Annotated in this window: 19 protein-coding genes; 6 read left to right on the top strand and 13 right to left on the bottom strand. The window is 27.5% G+C overall.

The genetic code is table 4. The annotated features are described in order from the left end of the window. Positions 1-171: 171 nt before the first annotated feature. From ACT1UH_RS02910 to uvrB, 10 genes are all read right to left on the bottom strand, one after another. Positions 172-1002, bottom strand: a complete 831-nt coding sequence (locus ACT1UH_RS02910; protein ID WP_444704917.1) for a hypothetical protein — start codon at positions 1000-1002, stop codon at positions 172-174. 20 nt (positions 1003-1022) lie between these two features. Then, positions 1023-2495, bottom strand: coding sequence for a hypothetical protein (locus ACT1UH_RS02905; protein WP_444704916.1), 1473 nt, complete (start codon positions 2493-2495; stop codon positions 1023-1025). 9 nt (positions 2496-2504) lie between these two features. After that, positions 2505-3260, bottom strand: a complete 756-nt coding sequence (locus ACT1UH_RS02900; protein WP_444704915.1) for a phosphotransferase family protein — start codon at positions 3258-3260, stop codon at positions 2505-2507. 9 nt (positions 3261-3269) lie between these two features. Next, positions 3270-5237 carry a DNA topoisomerase (ATP-hydrolyzing) subunit B gene (gyrB, locus tag ACT1UH_RS02895; RefSeq protein WP_438340523.1) on the bottom strand — a complete coding sequence of 656 codons (1968 nt, stop codon included), beginning with the start codon at positions 5235-5237 and terminating at the stop codon, positions 3270-3272. Positions 5238-5862: 625 nt separating this feature from the next. Then, positions 5863-6528 carry a LemA family protein gene (locus ACT1UH_RS02890; protein ID WP_444704914.1) on the bottom strand — a complete coding sequence of 222 codons (666 nt, stop codon included), beginning with the start codon at positions 6526-6528 and terminating at the stop codon, positions 5863-5865. A gap of 29 nt (positions 6529-6557) precedes the next feature. After that, a complete protein-coding gene (locus tag ACT1UH_RS02885; RefSeq protein ID WP_444704913.1) occupies positions 6558-8438 on the bottom strand; it encodes a hypothetical protein in 1881 nt (626 codons plus the stop codon). A 14-nt stretch (positions 8439-8452) separates the two neighbouring features. Further along, the gene (locus tag ACT1UH_RS02880; protein ID WP_444704911.1) at positions 8453-9397 is read right to left on the bottom strand and encodes a hypothetical protein; all 945 of its coding nucleotides are present in this window, start codon (positions 9395-9397) and stop codon (positions 8453-8455) included. 278 nt (positions 9398-9675) lie between these two features. Further along, positions 9676-11331 (bottom strand): ribonuclease J, encoded by a 1656-nt coding sequence (locus tag ACT1UH_RS02875; RefSeq protein ID WP_438340519.1) that lies wholly within the window; start codon positions 11329-11331, stop codon positions 9676-9678. 112 nt (positions 11332-11443) lie between these two features. Further along, the gene (locus ACT1UH_RS02870) at positions 11444-12769 is read right to left on the bottom strand and encodes an MnuA family membrane nuclease (RefSeq protein WP_444704910.1); all 1326 of its coding nucleotides are present in this window, start codon (positions 12767-12769) and stop codon (positions 11444-11446) included. Between the two features lie 134 nt (positions 12770-12903). Then, positions 12904-14880, bottom strand: coding sequence for an excinuclease ABC subunit UvrB (uvrB, locus tag ACT1UH_RS02865; RefSeq protein WP_444704909.1), 1977 nt, complete (start codon positions 14878-14880; stop codon positions 12904-12906). A 78-nt stretch (positions 14881-14958) separates the two neighbouring features. Between uvrB and ACT1UH_RS02860 the strand changes: the two genes are divergently transcribed. Then, positions 14959-15804 carry a leucine-rich repeat protein gene (locus ACT1UH_RS02860; RefSeq protein ID WP_444704908.1) on the top strand — a complete coding sequence of 282 codons (846 nt, stop codon included), beginning with the start codon at positions 14959-14961 and terminating at the stop codon, positions 15802-15804. 489 nt (positions 15805-16293) lie between these two features. On the opposite strand, the gene ACT1UH_RS02855 is transcribed toward ACT1UH_RS02860, so the two are convergent. Beyond that, positions 16294-17883, bottom strand: coding sequence for an MATE family efflux transporter (locus ACT1UH_RS02855; RefSeq protein WP_444704907.1), 1590 nt, complete (start codon positions 17881-17883; stop codon positions 16294-16296). A 90-nt stretch (positions 17884-17973) separates the two neighbouring features. Between ACT1UH_RS02855 and ftsY the strand changes: the two genes are divergently transcribed. The 4 genes from ftsY to ACT1UH_RS02835 all read left to right on the top strand — a co-directional run bounded on the left by ftsY (position 17974) and on the right by ACT1UH_RS02835 (position 20626). After that, complete coding sequence (ftsY, locus tag ACT1UH_RS02850; RefSeq protein ID WP_444704905.1) at positions 17974-19029, top strand: signal recognition particle-docking protein FtsY; 1056 nt, start codon at positions 17974-17976, stop codon at positions 19027-19029. Beyond that, positions 19029-19247, top strand: a complete 219-nt coding sequence (locus tag ACT1UH_RS02845) for a sigma factor-like helix-turn-helix DNA-binding protein (protein ID WP_438340513.1) — start codon at positions 19029-19031, stop codon at positions 19245-19247. Before ftsY ends, ACT1UH_RS02845 begins: the two co-directional genes overlap by 1 nt. A gap of 91 nt (positions 19248-19338) precedes the next feature. Further along, positions 19339-20067: a UMP kinase gene (gene pyrH / locus ACT1UH_RS02840; protein ID WP_438340512.1), complete on the top strand. Its 729-nt coding sequence runs from the start codon at positions 19339-19341 to the stop codon at positions 20065-20067. A 7-nt stretch (positions 20068-20074) separates the two neighbouring features. Continuing rightward, positions 20075-20626 (top strand): ribosome-recycling factor, encoded by a 552-nt coding sequence (locus ACT1UH_RS02835; RefSeq protein WP_438340511.1) that lies wholly within the window; start codon positions 20075-20077, stop codon positions 20624-20626. Positions 20627-21060: 434 nt separating this feature from the next. On the opposite strand, the gene ACT1UH_RS02830 is transcribed toward ACT1UH_RS02835, so the two are convergent. Both ACT1UH_RS02830 and ACT1UH_RS02825 read right to left on the bottom strand, forming a co-directional pair. Further along, positions 21061-21150, bottom strand: coding sequence for a hypothetical protein (locus ACT1UH_RS02830; protein ID WP_444704904.1), 90 nt, complete (start codon positions 21148-21150; stop codon positions 21061-21063). A gap of 228 nt (positions 21151-21378) precedes the next feature. Then, the gene (locus ACT1UH_RS02825) at positions 21379-22329 is read right to left on the bottom strand and encodes a hypothetical protein (RefSeq protein WP_444704903.1); all 951 of its coding nucleotides are present in this window, start codon (positions 22327-22329) and stop codon (positions 21379-21381) included. 122 nt (positions 22330-22451) lie between these two features. On the opposite strand from ACT1UH_RS02825, the gene ACT1UH_RS02820 reads away from it, so the two are divergent. Then, positions 22452-23420 (top strand): phosphatidate cytidylyltransferase, encoded by a 969-nt coding sequence (locus tag ACT1UH_RS02820; protein WP_444704902.1) that lies wholly within the window; start codon positions 22452-22454, stop codon positions 23418-23420. Positions 23421-23425: the final 5 nt, after the last annotated feature.

Genomic DNA, 23425 nt, shown 5'->3' with positions numbered 1-23425 from the left:
TATTCTTTTTATGAACATTTTATTATTTATATAGCATAGACATCAAAAATAAGCACTATATTTTCATATATGAAAAAATAAAATTTTAGAAATGATAAACAAAAAACCATCTTAATTAAGAGGTTTTCTGTTTACATGCTAAGATTGTTTTTGGTATATTTGCCTTGCTTTTTAATTCTTTTTTTCTTGCTTCGAATCGTTTTTAGATTCTATTGTTTCAAATGAAAATTTCACTAAAAATTTCACCTTATCTATTATTCCGTTTTTATTGATAACATTTATTTTGAAAATAAAGTCTTCATTCTTAATTTCTTTTTTTGCCACAACATTTCTAAAGTATTCGTGTATTTTAGAAAATAATGTCTTTATTTCAAAACCAGTAACATTCTTCTTATTTTCAATAAAAAATGTTTTATTGTTCATAGTAAAATAATATGAAATAGCTAGCTTTAAACTAGTTAATTGTTGAATAAAATATTTAAAATCAATGTCATATTTATTTTTATCTTTAAATTTTTTAAACTCATCTTGCAGCTTCACCACTGCAATTTCCTTATCGGAATTTTTATCTAAAGCAAACACAAATTTCTTGTTATCAAAATAACTATCTAAATTATAGCCAGTCTTATAAAACGAGTAGTTTGTCAAAAGATGAACTCCATATTCTCCATTTTGATTCGATATTTCAACTTTCTTGTCCAAATCAAACAATTCGCTTGCTGGTATTTCCTTTTCAAGCACAAATGTTGAAATTGTGTTGTTTTCAGATCTTTCGCTCTTTTCGAATTTAACATCACGTTCGCTATCATATAAGTAATTTACACTTCTCGACTGATTTGTTGAATAAAATATCGAAACACCAGAAATTACACCAATTGATGCAATTATTCCAGAATACATAAAAATAGTTGTCAATAGTTTTTTAATATTCTTTTTAGGTTTTGCCGATAAAGAATTATTCATATCACTTTTAGACTCGATTTTTTTGTTATTCTTTCTCATTAACTACTCCTATATATGTTTTAGCTCTTATCTTCAATTAAAATTTCTTTAATTCTATTAGCTATATTTCTAACTAATTTATCATCATTATTTAAAACCTTATTTTGCAAATAATGAACAAATAATGCCATAATACGATATCTATAAAAATCTAGTGGTTTATGTTTATTATATGATCGTCAAAATTGTTCCTCGATATTTTTATTAACTTTTAAATTTTCAAACATAAATGCAATATCTAAATATCTAGAACTGCGATAAGCAATTGATCAGTCAATCACATAAATACCTTGATTATCATCTCATAAAATATTTTCAAAATTAAGATTATTATGACAATTTGCATCAATCTCAATTTCTTTTATTCAGTTTACAATCTGAGAGATGAGATCATTACTACCAATTTCAATAACTAAATCTTTTTTATTTACATTATCCAAATATCACTTTATTTTTTCATACAATATGTAGTTAGGGAATTGAACATTTGAATCGTGATAGGTTCTCATAATTTTAGCCAATATCTTAATAGTTCTATGAGTTAATTGAAATTTATCCTTTCTAGTTAACCATCTTCAAATAATTTTATTCTCATCTTCATAAATAAAAGTTGGAACAAAATAAAAATCTTCAATTGTCTTAATTTTAAGACGGTTATCAAATTGATTGTGGTGCTTATGCACAATAAATTTGTTGTTAATTATTGAGGTTCTAGTTTTATATACATTTAGGGACTCAGGAATTATATCCTTATTAATTGTTAAATAACGATAATCACTCTTATATTCTGCCTCGCGGTATGTATTAACCAAATATATGTAATCATCAAAAACATCCTTGTCTAAATTAAAATAGTCAATAATCATTTTTTTATCAATTCCAATGTTAATGTGCAGTAGTACAAAAACAAAATATGGGGAATTAAGAGATACGCTATCCATATCCACCAACTTAACAAAGTTATACTTGTTAACTATAATATTATGTTTTTGGATATTGTTATGGCTCAAAACCTGTTCTTCATTTTTGTACTTATGAAGCAATTCATGATATTTTTTGTCTTGAATAATAAACTTATTTCAATTAAATTTTTGCACCTCAATATTACACTCATGAAAACTCTTTACACAATTAAATATTGAATAAATAGTGACCTTTTTAAATTTTATATGAAATAAATCTTCACCCGGAAATCATTTTTTTATATATATTCCGTCTTTAGCAAAAATATAATCCTTAAAATGTTTAATAACAATAAATTCATTCTCACATTCAGCATCAAATTTATGTTTAGGTATTCTTATTTGTACTCAAAGATTATTATACTTAGCAATAAAATATGTCTTATTTAATTCATGACGATAAAAACGGACATGAGAAATTCTCTTTGCAACTTCTTCATCAAAAGTAGTTCTAATCATTTCAAACATTCTTTCAATTTCGAACAAATGCGAGTTATCAATAATATGATTGTTTTTTTCTTCTAAATACATAGATCTTCTTTATAAATTTGCCTTATATTCTTTATCATATTCAACTATTAACTTATCAACCCTATCTAGATAAAGTTTGTCATCAAATGGTTTTATTGCATGTTTATTTATTCATAAAACAATTAATGCATTAACTATAATTTTATGAGCAAGTAAATATTTATGTTCAAAATCATCTCCATAAGCATCCAAAAAAATTTTTTCCTGTTCTTTGCTAAGATTTGATGATTCAATAAAATATGCTAAATCAAAATGTACATCACCCATTGTTGCATACTCTCAATCTGTTATAAATATCCCTTTTTCATTGTCGATAAAGTTAAATAATCATAAATCATTATGAACAGGAGCTGAATTATCAATATTTTTTAAAAATAAGTTAATTTTTTTGTAATGTTTGTCTAAAATTGGAATTTTACGACCTAACTTAGATATTGTTTCGCGATAAACCTTAAACCTTCTAGCTATTTGATTTTCCTTATAAAACTTTAATTTCGAATTATGAAGAGTAATCAATTTATTACCTATCTCTTTTAATTGTTCATTTGTTAATGTATTTGGATTTAGGATATCTCCTGGAATTCATTCATTAATAACCATGGTTTCATCTTCGGATATTGTTTTAGGAACAAAACTAAAACAATTTAAAATACTATTAGGTGTCTTATGATTGAAAGAATCAAACTTTTTTATTTTAATGAATTGTTTATTTTCTTCATCAAAATATGTGGTGTTGGTATATCCTTGATTTTTAACTAACTTCATTCTTATTCCTTAAAAATCAATATTAGATACATATTTAGCATTTTCTTCAATAAAGTCATGTCTTGGTTCAACTTCTTCACCCATTAGTGTTGTAAATACGCGGTCGCAAACAGCTACATCATTAATTTGTACCTGAAGCATTTTTCTAGCATCAGGATTCATAGTGGTTTCTCACAACTGTTCAGCGTCCATTTCTCCAAGCCCTTTATAGCGTTGTATAGAGATAGCTTTTCTATCATCAAATTTGCTTAATATTTCTTCTTTTTGAGCATCGTTGTAGGCGTATTCAACTCTCTTTCCTGCAACTATTTTATATAGTGGAGGTAAGGCTATATATACAAAACCATATTCAATCAACGGTTTTAAATAACGATAAAAGAAGGTTAAAAGCAATGTTGAAATATGAGCACCATCAACGTCAGCGTCAGTCATAATAATAATTTTGTGATATTTTAGTTTATTAATATTAAAATCATGTCCAATACCAGTACCTAAAGCATGAATAATGGTCTGAATTTCTTGATTTGATAAAAATTTAACCTTATCATTTTTTTCAGCATTTATTACCTTTCCTCTTAAAGGCAGTATAGCTTGAATAGATCTATCCCTTCCGCCTTTCGCTGAGCCACCAGCAGAATTCCCTTCGACAATAAATAATTCTCTTATTTCCGCATTCTTAGATGAACAGTCGGCAAGTTTCCCAGGAAGACCGCTAAATTCCAACCCATCTTTTTTTCTTGAAGCTTCCTTGGCAGCATTAGCAGCTAATCTAGCACGTTGTGATTGCAAACATTTGTTAATAATATTTTTAGCAATATTAGGATTTTCAGCTAAATATCTTTCTAAAGACTCTGAAACGACTTTGTTCGTTGCATAACGTGCATTTGCTGAGCCAAATTTTGATTTTGTTTGACCATCAAAAACAGGATCACTATGCTTAATAGAAATAACTGCAATAAGTCCTTCTTTAGAATCCTCTTTGCTTATTTTTTCATTTCCCTTAAACAATCTATTTTCCTCAGCATATTTATTAAAGATTCTTACTATAGAATCATAAAACCCATTTTCATGTGTCCCGCCCTCAGTAGTTTGAATATTATTAGCATATGAAATAACTGTTGATTGATAGGCTTCATTATATTGAAAAGCAACCTCTACTAAAATTTCAACTTGCTTTGGCGGTTTGTTATTAGCAATCTGCTCCTCAGTTGGTTTGTCAACATCACTAAATGTGCCTAAGGCATAAATAACTTCTGGGTTTATAGTCTTTTTACCTTTATTAAGTTCTTTGACGTAGTCAACAATACCCCCATCAAAACAAAAAGTTTTTTTAGTATCTTTTGTTAAATCAATTAGGTTAAACATAAGGCTCTTATTCAAATAAGCCACCTGCTTAATATGATCGCTAATAGTACTAAAATCAAAATCTATTTTATCCATAACTGTATAATCAGGATGGAATTTAATTCTTGTGCCAGTTTCACCGATAGGAACTTCACCAATAACTCTTAAATCATCAATGGGTTTTCCGCCATTTTCATATTTTTGATAATGTAATTTACCTGCTCTTTTTACTCAAACTTCAAAAGAATCACTTAAGGCATTAACCACAGAGGCTCCAACACCGTGTAATCCACCACTAACTTTATAGTTGCTTGAGTCAAACTTTCCGCCAGCATGCAAAACTGTTAAGATTGTTTCAACAGCAGATTTTTGTGTTGAAGGATGGATGTCGACAGGCATGCCACGTCCATTATCCTCAATCTCAATAAAATTATCCTTATGCAAGGTAACGCTTATCTCAGTAGCATAACCAGCCATCGCCTCATCAACCGAGTTATCTAAAATTTCTCAAATAAGATGATGAATTCCTCGATAGCCGGTTGAGCCAATATACATTCCTGGTCTAACACGTACAGGATCTAACCCTTCAAGAACTTGAATATCACTAGCAACATATTTTTTTTCCTCAGGCATTTTTTCTCCTTACAATATAATTGCTTTGCAATTATAATAAATAAATTATATCAAAAAGTCATGAAAAAATGGTTTTATGTAAGCATGGTTAATATTAATAAATGTAAAATTTTCTAATTAATATGTTGTTCCGCCTAACAAGTGATATTTTTCTTTTCATTTTAAGGAATAAAATGCAAATAAACATAACTTTATTAATATATTTTTTAGTATTCTAATATACAAAAACATCAATAACTACAATATTTAACATATATCTATCTTTGCATAATCAACAAGTGCAAAATTTAAACCCTTTTCTTCTCCTACTTTTCGTAAATTGTTATTATTTTTTAGTTATTGGCCTTTTCGAAACCAGTTCCTTTTTAGGACTTTGTCACTTTTTATATTAAATTACCTTTTGCTAAAATATATATTTTTTACATATTTTTTTATATATTAAAGCTGTTAGCTTCTTTTAAATAGCGCTTTTAAATGCCATGGGCGCAATCCCTTATTTGTTTAAAAAGATCTAATCTGTTCTTTTATATTTGACTATCGCACATGATTAAATTTAATTTAAAAAAATCCGGGCACAAGTGTGTCTGGATTTTTTGACCGTGTTTGATTTGTTTTGATATTTTTATTATTTAAACGCGCCTGTTAAACTGCTAGTATCAACATCTTGTCTTTCTACTTCACTGGCTTGAAATAGTGGTTGGTTATAAATATTGTTCTTATTAGCAACAATGTTTGTTCAAAATTTATAAATTTCAGCATTAAAACTTCTTGCTTGAGCATTATAGTTTCTAATAGTTGCATAAATTTCATCTTCTTGAATAGCAATTTCGGTTTGAAATTGAAGATATGATCTATCAGCTTTTAGATTTGGATATTGTTCAATTTGAATATTAATTGCTCTTTGAACTGAATTTAACGTATCTGATACTTTTGCAACGTCTTTTTCTCCCTCTATGTCAACTAATTGTGAACGTAGTTTAATTATTTCTTTCTGAGTTGATTGTTCATATTCGGCATATCCTTTAACAACATCAAGTTGTTTAATCAATGTTGCTCTTCTTTTCTTTTCAGCCGCTTGAATAAGAGAAGATGCCTCTTGAATTCTATTCATTCTTTCAAGTAGTTCATTTCTTTTGCGAATGGCAACTAATAGTATTATTCCGATTGTTATAATACATAAAATTATAAATAACGTTCTTTCGCCTTTAGTTGGTTGTGGAATTTTGATTGAATTATCAACATTAGGCTTAAACCCTTCATTTGATTGAGGTGTTCTTGAATCAAATAGCATATTGCCTCCTTTATGATTAAATAATTATACTATCTAAACATAGCAAAAATTTTATTTATCTCATCTTCACTAATTTTTTCATTTATATAAATATATGTACCGTTGCTATCAATTGATATTTTATAATCTTTATTAGCAATAAGCGATTTTTTTATTCTGTTAACAAACAAAAGGCAATCATCTAGTTCATTACTTCTATTATTATGCAAGCTCTTATTAAAGGCTAAATATTTATCTGTATATTTCGCTGCATCCATAAATGAATTTGAAATTGAATTTTCTCGAAACAGATCACCATATGATACAAAATCATTATCTTCATTTAAGGAAACAGAAGGAATTCAAATAATGAATTTTTCTTCTGTAAATAAATGAAACCTTTCAAATGGCACCTTAATAATAATCCCGCTTTTATATACTTCATCAATAAGTTGCTCTTTTCAATATGAATCAATACTAATCTTTAAAATAAGGGCATTTGAGCGCTTTATTCCAGTATCTTTCTTATATTCTCTATCAATAATTTGTTCTACATATTTAACATATAATTCACGAGCATTATCTTTTGTTTTCATTGAAAACTTATTTCCAGTAATTGCTTTATTAATTACATCAAAATAATTAAAAAAGTCTGTTTTATCCTCACTAACACTAGCATCTTCATAAACATAATCGGATAAATATCTCTCGCCCCGTTTTTCATATTTTTCTGATGCAATATTTGGATTTAAGTATGCCTTAGTTATTGCCTTAAATACAGGTATTAAATTATTTGCAATGATTAAAAGCATTCTTGAATATATGTCGCCAATAGTAATCGGATTATTTAAATCAAATAAAAATCCCATCCAATTATGCAATGAGGAATAACCGATTTTTTCCTCATTATAAACTCTTGAAAGCAATATATTATTTTTATACTTACTAAATAGTGGTCCTGGATAACCAAAATATTGCGCATAGTTAATAAAATTTTCTTGCGTTTTAACCTTAAAATAGTCTATAAAACCAATTTGATTATCATAATTAAAATTGTAATTTTTATAAAATTCAGGTCTTTCGAGTAAAAATTCTCCTTTTCTAAAAAGCTTATTATATTCTTTCTCGTTTAAATATTCTCGAGTTTCAATAAAGCTTAGATCAGAGCGATAATTTGTTGGAATATTTAAGGCATGCATGGGCACTATAAATGGTGTAGGCTCTGTATGATAGGCATAAACAGCTTCTTCTACTCACGAATCCTTAGTCCTAACAGTAATATATCCAACGCCTCGCGTTACAACATCTCTTCATTCTTCAATGTTATATAAAACATCATAAAAATAAGAATTTCTAACTTTATATTTTTCTATCGCACTAAAACCGTAAAAGTCATCTCTATTAAAAATAGGACTAAATTCCTTTTCACAAATTCCATATATTTTTTTAATATCCATTAGTGCTAAAACTTTATTTTTTCATTCCAACATTGAATACTTATTAAAAATTGTTGCTAGTATACTATTATTTTCATTTATTTTTGTTTGAATAATAGATAGCTTTTTACTTTTAAATTCTTTGAAATCTTTAATAGTTTTTTTGTTATTATTAAAGATACGGATAAAAAATAAACCTATTATTAAAAAGAAAAGAAAAATTATCAAACCATTAACAAATTTCCTAGAATTAATTTTGTTTTCCTTCTTGTTCTTGATAATTTCTTGCTCTAGTTCTTTTATTTTATTAATATTTTCATCAACAATTTTAATTTCGTTTTCATTATTCTTATAGACTTCTTCCTCAAAAATTTTATCAAGAGCTGGCTTAATATTAAATGCTAATGGTTCGTATAAAGTATTAATCTGGTTGGAAAAAATTTTATTTCAGTCTATTTTCTTGAATTTGTTTTGTTCTAAAGTACTTGCATTCATATCTTAATTATTCCTTAAAATAGATCCTCTTTATCTTTTATCAAAGTAAAGTTTTGTTTTGGCTTTTCATATTGCTTCTTATTATTAATAGCACTATTAATTTTAAAATCTTTCTTTTTTTCAATGCCTAGATCATCCTGATCAAAAATATTTTCTTTTTTATTAACTTCCTCATTTTTTAAAACAACAGATTCTTCTTGTTTATCAATCAATATTTTTTGTTGCTCATCAATTTTTTTTAGGCCCGCCGGATTAATATCCAAATCACCAGAATTTAGAGTACTAATGTTTCGCTCATCAATTAAGCCATTAGTAATATTTTCTCGATTTTGATCATCATACATTGATGCTTCAAATTCCTGCGTGCTAAAATCAGGTTCATCTGGAATTATACATATACTATCAGCAGTTACCTCTCTCGAATCACTTAAGGCGTTACCATCAAGAATGTATACTTCTTGACTTTGCACTATTGATGTATCATCAATCAGTATTGTCTCCTTGGTGGCATTATCTTCAGAAAAAATATCTTTCTTATCTAAGTTAACATTAAGATTATTTACTTCCATATCTCTTTTTAGCTTTTTATTTCTTAGTGATATTTTCTTCAATTTTAAATCACTAATAAAAAAGAAACATAAGCTAATTACCAAAATAATGATAGGAATGATAAACGATAAAACGATTCCAATCTTATTACCAGGAAAAGCCATCGCCACATATATAAATGAATTAATCAAACCTGCATTTCATTTATTTGGCAATCATAAATTTTGTTCATTCTTAAAATCAGAATACCATTTATCAAATATTGCTAAAAAAGCATTTTTAGAATTATATGGTGCCGGCTTCAATTTAGCATAATAAATTGATGTGCCCAATAAAATTAGCGCAATAAAAATAAACAAAAGCCGCCATAAGCTAAAATGGAAAACACCAACAGAATATGTGTTTTTCATTTTAAAGATATTCTTAATTGCTAAAAAAAACAAATATAGAAAAAAAATAGGAGAAAATAAACCAAAAAACATTCCAAAAGTGTATGTATGTATTGTCGTCAAACCCTTAACATTTAAAAAAGATACAACAGTAAAAAACACAACTATAAAACATATCATAGTCCAAATAAAAGGTTTGTCTTTGGATCAAAAATATGTCTTTTTTCTTTTTATTTTTTTAGGAATTTGCTCTTGTTTTGTATCATTTTCAATATTTGCTTCTGATGCCATATTATCCTCTAAATTTCATATAAAGTTATAACAATCATTGGTTCTTTTGATAGCACCTTAAATATTTTTCTTTTTATACTTTTCCGTAATTTTTCCTGTATTTCTTTTAAATCAATATCATTAGCCTTTTTATCCTTAAATTCTTTAGAAACCATGTCATTAACAATTAGGGTAATAGTTTCTTTGTTGTCTTTAGTGATTATCCCATAAGAAGAAATATGAAGTTGGCCAATTGGTTGTTTGGTTTTATAATCAACTAAAGTGCTTATTGCAATAACTCCGTCTCTCGAAAGATTTTCGCGTTCATTAATTACTTCCTGAGAAATATCGCCAACGCCAAAACCGTCGATAATTGTATCCCCAACAGATTTAATAGAATGTTTTTGGGATATAAGCTCATTGTTTAAAAATTCTGCCACTTTACCATTTTGTAAAATTATACAATTGCCAAAATTCATCCCTGCATCACGCGCTACATGAGATGCAACCACTAAATAACGATAAAGTCCTTGTATAGGAATAAAATATTTTGGTTTTAATGTTTTGATTATATTGTATATATCTTCTTTAGCAGGATTACATGAATAATACTGATCTGAGCTTAATTCAATTAAATTTGGTGTGTTTCTGGCTATTTCATCTAATGTCAATGCGTAATTAACTTCAAGGCCATTTACAGGAGGCGCAATTATTATTACTGCATCATCAGATCTAAGTTTTAAATAAACGTCATTATTTGATGCGATTCTAATAAATCTTAAATATAGCCTTTCAATAGCACCAGTAACAAGAATTACTGCATTCTTTGTTTCATTAGCAACACGATAATCAATGAATTCTGGTAATTGAAGATCTGGATTAATTTTTGATACTAAATTAATAAATTGCGAATAATTTCTTCCATATGTAACAACAGGACGATTATATCTTTTGGCTAGAACTAAAACTTCGTGTGCTGTTATCATATCTTCATCATACAAACCAACTATTATTCTCTTGTTATTAGGGGTTTCCTTGAATTTATATTCAATTTTTTTTGAAATTCAAAGTTTATCTATACTTCTTCCAGGGTAATTCGAATGCCCGGAATCTAAGATTAATAACTGCAATTTCTTTCCATTATTGATAATTTGTCTAATTTTAGGAACATCAGTTTTCCCATAAGGGCCCAAGTCTCCATCAACAAAATTTGCCATAAAGAGAATATTTCCATCCTTATATTCGAAGTTAAAACCTATTTGTCCAATCAATCCACCAGCTAGATCAAAAGGAGTAACAACTACATCATTAAATTCAATAGGCATGCTAATTGTTTTTACATCATAACTATGATTATTGATATTATATTTTGAAATTCTATCCATAATAACAATACGATTAAATGGACTTGTATAAATTTTTAGGTTGGGAATTCTCATTAATAATCAAGGAATAGCAGAAAATGATTCATTTTTAACGTCGGTTATAAACACTCCGACAATATCTTTCTCTCTCTTTACAAGGTAATCATAATTGCAAATTAAAGTATCAATCCCGTTATGCGAATTTATTGGCACCTTAGTTCCTGAATTAATAATAAAAAGTTTTTCATTAATCTCCAAAACATAAGAGTTTTTACCATTTTCATCCAATCCACCTAGTGCAAAAAAATTTATTTTGTTCATATTCCCCCATATCAAAATTATTCATTGAAATCTTATAAGAATTTAATTAAAATAATTTTAGCAACTTTTTTTATTTCTATAAGAAATTAAAAAAAATAAAGCGGTCTACGCTTTATTTAATTAGGAACTCAGCCCACACATAAGTATGATCCGAAAGCACAGAACCGTTTCGAATTTTTTCATCTTGACCAATTTCAATTCCCAATTTTGTTAATTCTTCAACAAGTTTGCTATCCTCTTTTGTTTTATAAATATCAAAGATGCCAGATTCTTCAAGTTTATAATCAGTTTTATAAAAAAGTTTATCATATGGTTCTGAGAATCTTTTGCTTGTACCAAGTGATGTGCTGAATTTTTCAGTGTCACCAAACACAGACTTATATTTTCCTTCAAGTGTACTAAAAACAAATGATTGTTTTCCGTGTTTTATATTAGTGTCTCCACCAAAGAAAATATTGCTTTGAGGTCCATCTATTGAATCAAAATAATCTAATACATTAACTAGTTGTTGGCCCTCTCTATATTCGAATGTTCCAACCCCTTTTTTTGTTTTTTCACCGATTTTTTTATTTGATCTAGAAACCCCTGGAGCGTCAAAATGATCGAATACAAAAGTTAGTTTAACATCTGGTTTTAATTTATATTTAAATTTTATACCATAGGGAGGTCTTGCATATTGGGCCTTTTCACTATTAGAATTAATAGTGAATTCTTGTGTATAACTATAACCAATTTCGCCATTTGAGAATGCTTCTGGTTCCATTTCCTTTGTGTTATATATAACTGCTACATGCTCTGCAACATTAGGTCCAAATTTATCGCCTTTCAATTTTTTTGAAGCTATGTATGCATACATATTTGAACTTGATAATTTATTCATTTCATCAACAATATTTTTAACACCATCGGCATTATCAACCTCAGTTAGTCCCAAAACATCAAAATTTTCTTGTTTTGCTAGATAAGCAATTCTTTTGGTTTTCTTTTCTTGTTTTGTTAAATCACCCGTGAAATTTAAAATATTTCAATGTCCATATTTAACCTTATTGTCGCCACTTGGATCAGGTTGCAAAGGTTCTTTGTCTTTCTTTTCATCATCTTTATTATGCTCAGTTTCACCAGGATTCTTTGGTAGTGGAGTAGATGAAGAATCACTTGATCCATTATTTTGTTCTTTACTATCGTTGCCCTTACCTTGGCCAGGATCCTTTGTATCCTTATTTTCTTCTTCTTTTTTTTCTTTTTCAGGATTTTGTTTTAAGTCCTGGTAATTATTTCCATTATCTTTTTCTTGGCTTTCCTTTTCTTCTGGCTTTTTGCTATGATCAACATCATTATTATTTTTATTACCGCAACTTGCAGCAATCAATGGCAACAACACAAGTGGTGATGCACATAGTGATAATAATATTTTCATCTTTTTGCTTTTATTTTTCATAATATAAATTTTACTACTTTATAAAAAATATCATCTAGGAGATATATAGTTTAGGTTTGCCCTCTTTTAAATTTGCAATATTTACTATAAAATTTTAAAAAAATAAAATTATAAATTTTTGTTTTTAATTTAAGCTATTTTTTATCAAAATCATAACCTAATTCAAATAACAAATCCTTTATTTCCTGAGCTTTTGCAAAATCTCATTTCTTTGAAGCTAGCTGCATCTCTCTAATTAATTCATTAATGTATGACTTTTTAGCCTTTAATTTATAATCATTACCAAATTTAGAATTTAAAATAAGATCAACATTAATTTTGGGAATCGGTTTAATAACTGTTTTTGGAATAATATTGTGTTCTTTGTTAAACTTTATTTGAATTTCTCTCTTTTTTAAATTATCATCTATAGTTTCTTTCATTGCTTCAGAAACTTTATCAGCAAAGAAAACTACTTTTCCATGGTCGTTTCTTGCGGCTCTACCAACAATTTGAATAAGCGAAGATGTATCTCTTGAAAATCCGTTTAAATCAGCATCCAAAACAATAATTAAACTAACTTCAGGTAAATCAATGCCCTCTTTCAATAAATTAATTCCTATTACAACGTCGAACTTTCCCATGCGAAGACCCGCTAGAATAGCATTTCTTTCAAAAATTTCTAATTCATGATGAATGTAAGCTGATTTAAATTTTTTTTCTTTTAAAAAATCCGAAAATTCTTCTGCGCTTTCTTTTGTCAAGGTTAATATTAATGTTCTTTCGTTTTTTTGAATCTGCGATTTTAGTAAATCATATATTTTGGCTTGTTGATTCTCTTTAAGCATAATCTCAATTTCTGGATCCAACAGCCCAGTTGGCCTAATAATCTGTGTAATAACCTCACCATTAGCATATTCAATTTCTCTTTTTTTGCTTGGTGTTGCAGACATATAAATGCGAGGAAAATCATACTCAAAAAATTCTTCATATTTTAATGGCCTATTATCAAGAGCAGATGGTAAACGGTAACCATATTCAACAAGAGTATCTTTTCTTGATTTATCGCCGAGATACATTCCTTCCAATTGCGGTAATAATAAGTGACTTTCATCGATGTAAATCACAGCATCCTTTGGCAAATAATCAAACATTGTATAAGGTTTTTGACCCGGCAGTCTACGATCAAGATATCTTGAATAATTTTCCATGCCTTTTGTATAACCAAAATCTTCAATAGAAGCAATGTCAGCATTAATGCGCTCATTTAGCCTTTCATACTCAAGAAGTTTGTTATTCGATTTGAAAAAATCTAGCTGGCTAGATAATTCATCTTTAATCTCTGCAGATATCATTTGAATTCAATCTTTATTCATGATATAAGTGGTACATGGAAAAATGGTAGTACTGCTAATAATTTCAATAACATCCTTAGTTATAGAATTAATTATTTTAATACTCTCAATTATATTATTTTCATTAACTTCTATTCTTATTTGGCCATTATGCTTATAACCAGGGCATATTGTTAGAACAGAACCATATGCAGAAAATTCACCAAAATCAATATCAGGATAGATCTTTTTATTTTGATAGCCCATTTGTACTAATGAATATTTTATTTCCTTGATGCTTATGACCATTCCGACATAAATATTTAATAAATATTTCTTGTACTCATGTGGATTAAAAGCGCCATAAATTGCTGCAACAGATGCGACAACAATAGTGTCCCTTCTATTGAGCAATGAATTAAAAGCTGAAATTCTCATTGATTCAATTTCTTTATTAATTGTAGACGACTTTTCAATAAACAAATTATCTTTAGGCAAATAAGATTCAGGACGATAATAATCAAAATATGAAACAAAGTACTCAACTTTATTTTCGGGAAATAGTTCTTTAAGTTCGTTATATAATTGGCTAGCTAAAGTTTTATTATGACTAATCACTAAAGCGGGTCTATTGCTATTTTGAATAACATTGGCCAAGGTGAATGTTTTACCAGACCCTGTAACGCCTAATAAAACTTGATGTTTTTTGCCCTCTTTTAACCCCTGAATTAATTTATCAATTGCTTGGGGTTGGTCGCCAGATGGCTTATAGTCAGAAACAAGTTTAAAATTCTTCATAATTTAAATTATATACTAAGCATATTTATCTATCAGAAACATCCCTTCTATATAAAATTATGATACAATTAGTTAATTATGAAGATAGCAAAAAAAATATTATTAACATTAACAAGTATTTCTGTTCCTTGCATCTCTACTGCTCTTGTTGTTTCGTGTTCGAGAGGCGAATCATTGAATGATTTTGCGAAAGCATTCGTTTTAGGAACGGCTGGTAGAGAAAACTATAAAAAAGATACTAAAACACTAGATTTAAGCAAAACTAATCTAAAGGTTATTCCAGCTGGAGCCTTCTCAGGAAATTCATTACATGGTTTGTTTTTAAACACTAATGAACAATCGCATGCAGCTCCTGAATTTCTTGCTGCACCAGGAATCTTTGATATTAAAAAAAATGAGATTAATATAGAAAAAATTATTCTTCCTAGCAGTTTAGAAATTATTGAAAAAGGTGCTTTTGCCAATTTAGGATTAAAAGAAATTCAATTTGATATTTCTTCAAATAACCTAACAAAAATTGAAGATGAAGCTTTTGCAAACAACAGATTAACTAAAGTAGAACTACCATCATCAATTGCAGAAATAAATGAAAAAGCATTCTATAACAATCAAATAACTTCAATCAATATCGAAGCCGCGGCAAGACTAAAAAAACTAAGTTTTGGTGTTCTCGCTAAAAATAAATTAACTCAAATAAATTTAAAGAACATTAACACTATTGAAGACTCGGCATTGGCGCTAAATGAATTTGCAATGCTTAACTTACCAAAAAATGTTACTCGTGTTTCAGAAAAAATGTTTTTCTTCTTTGGAAAAAATAGTGATGCTCATAGCGTAGAATTAACCATTGAAAATGATACTGTTAAAAAACAACTAACTAACGCGCTTAAAGAAAATAATGATCTTCACTATTCAATCAAATAATTTTTGATCAGCTAAATGGCTGATTTTTTTATTTATTTTTTTGTTTTTCGGATTAAAAACTATTTAATTATTCTGATTTTAAGCTAAAACCTAATTATCCAAAATTAATTAGGAATAACTTTATTAAATATTTAATTTATTTGATCATAAGCATTAAAATTTTAATCTTAAAGATTGTTTTATTAAACGATATAATTTCATAATTAAATATTAAGAAACAATATAAAAATATCCTTGCTTTATTTGCCTATTAATTCTTAAAAATTATTCATTAATCTTTATTATCTATTGCATAACAAAGAAGGCACTTATATTATGCTGCTCCCCAAAAAGGTGAGGAAATATCCACGAAAAATAACATTTGCACATTATAGTATTTTTAAAAAGATAGTGCGCCGCTATTATATTAACGCTTATTTTATACTATGAACATAACATAATAATTCTTTTTTTAAAAAATCAATAATTTAATTTTAGATATTTGCTGCTTTAAAGTTTTTTTGCAAATTTCTTCCAAGCTTCTGTATTTCAGCGTAACAAATATAATAAAGTCCTAAATAGTGGATCAATTATTGCAATAGAACTTAAACTTATTAAAAATATTTCTTGACTTATATTATTGCTTCCAAAAAGAATTAAAATATATACAAAACTAGTTTGTAATCCAATCATTGTGAATATAGAAATTAAATTAGGCATTCAAACATCATTGGCTCCCCACAAAGATCTTAATGTTGTTAATGGCCCTACATCCATCAATGATTTAATTGCAAAAATGCTCATTAAAATGTAACAATATTGGTTTATTAATTTTGTCTCTATTGAATATATTTTAAACAAAGGGTAAGTTAAAATAATTCCCAAAATGCCGAATAATAGCTGAACTATAAAACCCGTTTTATAAGCCAAATTACCAATTTTTTTAGCCTTTTCAAGTTTATTTTTTCCGATTTGTGTTGCCACAACAGATGAGGTAACATAACTTAATGCTAGCAAATAAGCAGCGAATAAATCATAGATATTATTCAGAGCCCTTCAAAGACCAATAAACCTATCATTTAATTTAGCGTCCGGAATAGCCTTGGATAATAAATATTGCGAAACAAATCAAATCCCTGTTTCTAGTGAGATCGGGAAACCAATTTTAAGAATTTCCTTAATATATTTATTATTCCATGTTTCTTTAAACTTAATTTTATGGTTCTTGACAACATATTTTTTCACTAAGATACTAGATATCACAATATTAATTAATGAACCTATGATAATTTCAAGTGAGGCTAGGAATGCATTTTTTATTACAAATAGAATCATAAAAATTCAAATTGTTCTAACAATTGTTCCAACAATTACGCCAATTATAGCAAGTTTATTTTTCTTTATTGCTTGTAATGAAGAATTCATTATAAAGGCAATGGAAGTTATAAAAATATCAATAGTACCAATTCTTAAAAATTTTATAGCAAAACTATGTTCATTTTTAACTTCTACTTCAACATTAGTTGGAATATAATTGATCCCATCAGCAAATCCACCAACAAATATTTTATGATTTAAATCAAGTTGATAAACCTGCTCTAATTTTAAGTTAGATTTCTTTAAATTACTTATAAAATTGTTATAGTCAACTTCCTTTTTTCAACCAATAATAAAAGTATTTTTAGCACCTGAAAGTGATAAAAGTTTAGGAGCACTAAAAAATACAATTAAATATATTACGCCATTCAAAATTAGTGATAAATAAAAAGCTGATCAAAGAAGTTTTGCAATTTCTTTTTGCTTTCCTTGACCATAAAGATTGGATGCTACAACTAAAACACCAAGTTGGAATAATAATGGTAAGAAAGTTATTATTTTATATACAACAAATATCTTTGCAAAAGTATAAAAATAATAGCCATTGTAAGACCCATCAGCATGATAAACACGATTATAAAAACTGACAGCTAATGATCCCGCAATGGTGACTGTGGCAAAAAATAATGTCTGAATAAAAATGGGAAAAGATAACCTTAAAAGATATTTGAAGTTATATTTTTGTTTAAAATACTTGTCGTTTTCAATTGCTTTAATATTCATAGTTTATCTATTAATTTTACTAAAAACATAATTATAATTTTTATAATAAAATATATAGATAAAATCATATCAAAACATATAGGAGAAATTATGGGTTTCTGGTCAAAACTAAAAGATAAACTTTTTGGAACAAAAGAGGAAAGAATTGCAAAAAAACAAGCTAAAATAGAAAGTAAGGAAAAGAAAAATCTTGCAAAAGAATTAAACAAAAAAAATAAATTAGAAAATTACATAGCAGGTTTATCTAAATCAAATTCCTCATTCATTGAAAGCATTAAACAAATACAAAATAGGCATAATAAAATTGATGATAATTTCTTTGATGAACTCGAAGAATTACTTATTATGTCAGATATTTCAATAAAATTAGTTCAAATAATAATTAACGAATGTAAAAAAGAAGTTAAAAACGAAAATATTCAAGACCCTAAATTGATTAATGAAATTATTGCAGACAAATTATTCACTTTCTACGCCTCTAATTCAATTATTGATACAAGTCTTAATGTTCAAGACAACCGAATTAATGTAATTTTGGTTGTCGGTGTTAATGGCTCTGGTAAAACTACTTCAATATCTAAAATCGCTCACAAGTTAATTCAAGAACAAAAAAAAGTTTTAATTGCTGCTGCGGATACATTTAGAGCTGCAGCCGTTGAACAGTTGGAGATATGGGCTAATAAAGTTGGCGCAGATATAGTAAAACCGCTTAACAATGAAACAGATCCTGCGGCAGTTGTTTATCGCGCAATTGATAAAGTTAAAAACGATAATTATGATGTTCTAATAATTGATACTGCAGGAAGATTGCAAAACAAAATTAACCTTATGCATGAATTAGCTAAAATTAATAAAGTACTGCAATCCAAAATACCAGGCGCTCCTCATGAAAGTTTATTAGTTTTAGATGCTACAACTGGCCAAAACGGTATTTCACAAGCAAAAGCTTTTGGCGAAGCGACAAATCTAACTGGAATTATTTTGACAAAAATGGACGGAACCTCAAAGGGAGGGATTGTATTAACAATTAAAGATGAAATTAATCTAGCCGTAAAATTCATAGGCTTAGGGGAAGGGATAGATGATTTAGCCGAATTTGATCTTGATTCATATATTTATGGTTTAATGAAGGGTATAAATGAATAATGGAAGATATTGAAGAAAGAGAAAAAATTATTAAATTGTTTGATAAATATGGGCAATTATTACCACAATCACAAAAGCAAGCCCTATATCTCCATTTAATTGAAGATTTATCTTTTGCTGAAATTGCCGATGAGTTGGCAATGTCAAGACCGGGCGCATTTGATGCTGTTAAAAAAGCAAGGCAAAAACTTATATTGCTTGATAAGAAACTGGGTTAAAAGTACTTATTTTGTTGAGTTAAAATAGTTATATTAATTTTAAAAAATATATAATTTTAAAAATAGTAAAACTTTTTAGAGGAGTTATTTAATGTCTTATAAATATAAAAGGGTTTTAATAAAACTTTCAGGAGAAGGATTGGCAAATAAAGAAAAACATTTAGCTATTGACTATGAGCTAGTTGAAAAATTTGCTAAACAACTTAAAGTTATTATTGCCAATAATGTCGAGGTTGCAATTGTTGTTGGCGGCGGTAATTTTTGAAGGGGAACAAGCGCTGCGAAAAATGGTATTCAAAGAGTTAGAGCTGATTACATTGGTATGCTAGCAACGACTATGAACGCACTTGCCTTACAATCAGGTTTCGAACATAACGGATTACAAACTAGAGTATTATCTTCATTAACACTAGATCCCAAGGTTTGCGAGGTTTATATAAACGAAAAGGCTAAAAAATACCTAAAAAGTGGCGAGGTAGTAATTTTTGCTGGCGGAACTGGTAGACCTTTTTTTACAACAGACACCGCTTCAACATTATATGCTTCCGAAATAGAAGCTGATGCAATATTAATGGGTAAAAACAATATTGATGGTGTGTATGATAGTGACCCTAAATTCAATAAAAATGCAATTAAATTCAATACATTAACTTATGATGAATTGCTTGAAAAAGACCTTAAGGTTATTGATCAAACCGCTGCATCAATGGCAAAAGAAAATAATATTGATATAATAGTTTTTGATATTAATGAAAATGAAGCATTATTAAGAGCAATTGAAAATAAGATACCAAATACAATCATTGCTAATAAAAAATAGAGGAATTATGGAGTTAAGTTTTTATATAGAAGATTTAAAAAAGAATATTAAAAAAACAATCGACAATTTTGAAGTGCAATCATTAAAAGTTGCTGTCGGAAAAGCAAACCCCGCTTTGATTAATAAAATTAAAATTAATTACTATGAATCGTGAATGAATTTAGATGAATTAGCTTCAATAAGTTCAAATGGACCATTAGAATTATTAGTTAAACCTTATGATATGGCAATTCTAAAAATAGTTGAAAAAACTCTTATAGACCAAAAACTAAATATTACTATTATTAATATGGGACATCAATTAAGATTAATTTATCCGCAAATGACAACAGAAAAACGTATGGAAATGACTAAATTATTAAATCAAATCGCTGAACAAGCAAAGGTGGGGATAAGACAAATCCGCCAGGATATTAATAAACACATCAAAGCAGATAAAGAACTGTCAGAAGATCTACAAAAGAATTATTTGGACCAAATCCAAAAAGAGATAGACAAATCAATTGAAAACATAAATTCACTAACCAAAATAAAAGAAAAAGATTTAATGACAATTTAATAAAATTAAAATAGTTCATCGGAATTACTGAGAATAAAAAAATAAGTAAATTTATAAGAAGTATACTTGTGCAAAAAGGCAAAACTATAATAAAAGATTAATGTATCTCATTAAAACTAAAAAAGTTTTGTGTAAATCTATTAGACCTTTCTTAAGAAATTTTATTAGGAAGGGTCTTTTAATTATAAAAAATAAAAAAAGAAATAATTAAACTTAAATTATTAATAAATTCACAAACGGGATTTTAACAAATTGTCTCTTTTAATAAAAAACATTGCGCAAAATTCTAAAGGTAGTGTAAAAAAATGTGTAAGTTAATCCCTGACTTACTTTTTAGTAAGTGATTTGAGAATAGCAATTACACAAATGTAAATTTATTATACAAAAACAGGACCTCAATTAAAAACAACTTTATTTCATTTTTCTAATTGATTTTAGATTGCAAAATAAACTATCTTTATTAAAGAGTCATCAGTAGGAAATGAAGTTTTGTTTCTTGATATTTTTCTAATGTTTCTATTCAAATTTTCGATGATATTTGTTGTATAAATGAGCTTTCTAATTTCGGTTAGAAAATTAAAAAAGCAATTAGTTCATCGATGTTTTTTTGTCAACTTTTAAGCACATAGTGATACTTATAATCTCATTTTTCTTTGAAAATATCTAGGAATCTAGATACTTCATCTTAGGGACTATAGATATTTTTGTTTTGTTTACAATTAATGTTTTATATAGTGCATTTTCTATTAATGTTACTTTAATTTATTTGCTTTATCGCTAAACATAATATAAATATAGGCTTCAATAATTTGATTTGTACGTTCATCAATAGATTTTTTTCGATTTTTAAAATCTTCTTCACTTTTAATATCTTTTCAGTCAAGTGTTGGACTAAAAGATATTTCAGTAAAATTACCATCTTTATCCGGTAGCAAGGACATTATTGGTGTGTTTAATGCAAAATTTGTTTTTGATACCATATTATATTTACTTGGATCTTTAACCATTTCATTACTTAATCTTGAGTTATCCGACTTAAACATTAAATCACCATTACCAATCTTGTAAACTAATGTCATATAGTCTGTATTGAAATCCTTATTCATTTTCTTTGAATCTTCGCGCACTTCCTTTGAAGCTTTTTGAGGAATTATGTGTTCATAACTTAATTTTAAATAGCTTAAATCATTTTGACGTTCATCTTCACTTCTAAACTTTTCGTATCAAAACGGCTGTTCGCGCATATTTTTGAAACCGCTAAATACGCGTACAATAATTAATTTATATAGTTTATTTGACACTGGTTTAAATGATGAATTCTCATCAGTTATTTCATAATTAAATTTATTATTAAGATGTTCGCGCAATAATTTAATATTTTTATCGTCTTCATCATTTAACGATAGCATCTTAATAAGTTCTTTATAAATTTGATTAGCAAATTCAACATCTACAGGTTTATTACCTTTGAATAACAATTTATTTGTTTTATTAATTATTGATTTACCTAGAGATTGGCCTTTAAAATCAAGTCCCCATAATGTGTCAAATTTTTCAATTTTGTATAGTACTTTAGACAAAATAATAAGATTTTCTTCATCTAAATCAACATTTGGAAAAAAGTTTAATTTGTTTAGGATTGATATGATTAAAGGAACATAAATAGATTTAGAACCACCCGATGTTATATTATTGATTTGCAAATTAATAAAATTAATATATTTGTAACTTTAATATCCTCTATTACAAAATCTACTATAAAAAATATAAATATAAAACTTTTTTTACATCATTAATAAACTGTTAGTGTCTATAATTATTAAATATGAAAAATATTAAGCTAAGAATAAAGTCAGCAATGATTTTAGCATTAATTTTATTGCCTTTTTTATTTATAACATATTTTGGAAAAATACCAGGAAAAGTTATTGGCTTCTCCTTCTTTGCTATCATTTCTGCATGAGCAACTTATGAGGTTCTTTCTCATAACATTTTAAAAAGATGGGAAAATATTCTTATAGCTATTTTAACAGTATTAGTTTGGGCTTTTCCACTGGATTGGTTCTCAGCGCAACCAGAACATAGTAATTTTATAGGTCTTGCAAAAACAACTGGTTCAAATATATTAATAGTAACAAAACAAATAAAAAAATCAATTTTTTTTGGATATGATAGTCTATCTAAATTTAGAGCATTACAGCTATTGCTAATAATTCTCTTTATAACTTGCATATTTCTAGTAAATCTTTTCATTACTAAAACCATAAAAAGAGACTTTATTTTTTCTTATTTTATTGCTATTTTTTCAACATGATTTATTCCACTTGCTTTTAAAAGCTTGTTTATATATAACGCTGCAAATTTATATTTTGTCTTCGCCATTATTATAATACCAGTTATCACTGATACAATGGCCTATGTCGGCGGTTCTTTATTTGGAAAAAAATTAATTAAACGAGGGATGGCTCCTAAAATAAGTCCAAAGAAGTCATGAGAGGGCGCTTTTGTAGGTTTTATATTTGGATCGATTTTTGTATTTATAACAATGTATTTAGGCCATATAACACAAAACAAAACATTTTCTATTTTTACTAATTGAAAACAATTAGTAGCTGGCATATTCCTTTTACCATTTATATCTATTCTAGGCGATCTTGTTTTTTCGCTAATCAAAAGATTATATAGAATAAAGGATTTTTCAAATTTAATACCAGGGCATGGTGGTTTTATGGATCGTTTTGATTCAACTTCATTTGTTGTAATCATGACTTCAATAATATTATTTATTAATTAGATTTG

Origin of the sequence: Mycoplasma sp. 332 (assembly GCF_052378275.1) — a bacterium.
Classification (GTDB): Bacteria; Bacillota_I; Bacilli_A; order Mycoplasmatales; family Metamycoplasmataceae; genus Metamycoplasma.
The sequence above is the reverse complement of the archived record's forward strand: the minus strand, read 5'-3'. Positions and strand labels throughout refer to the sequence as shown.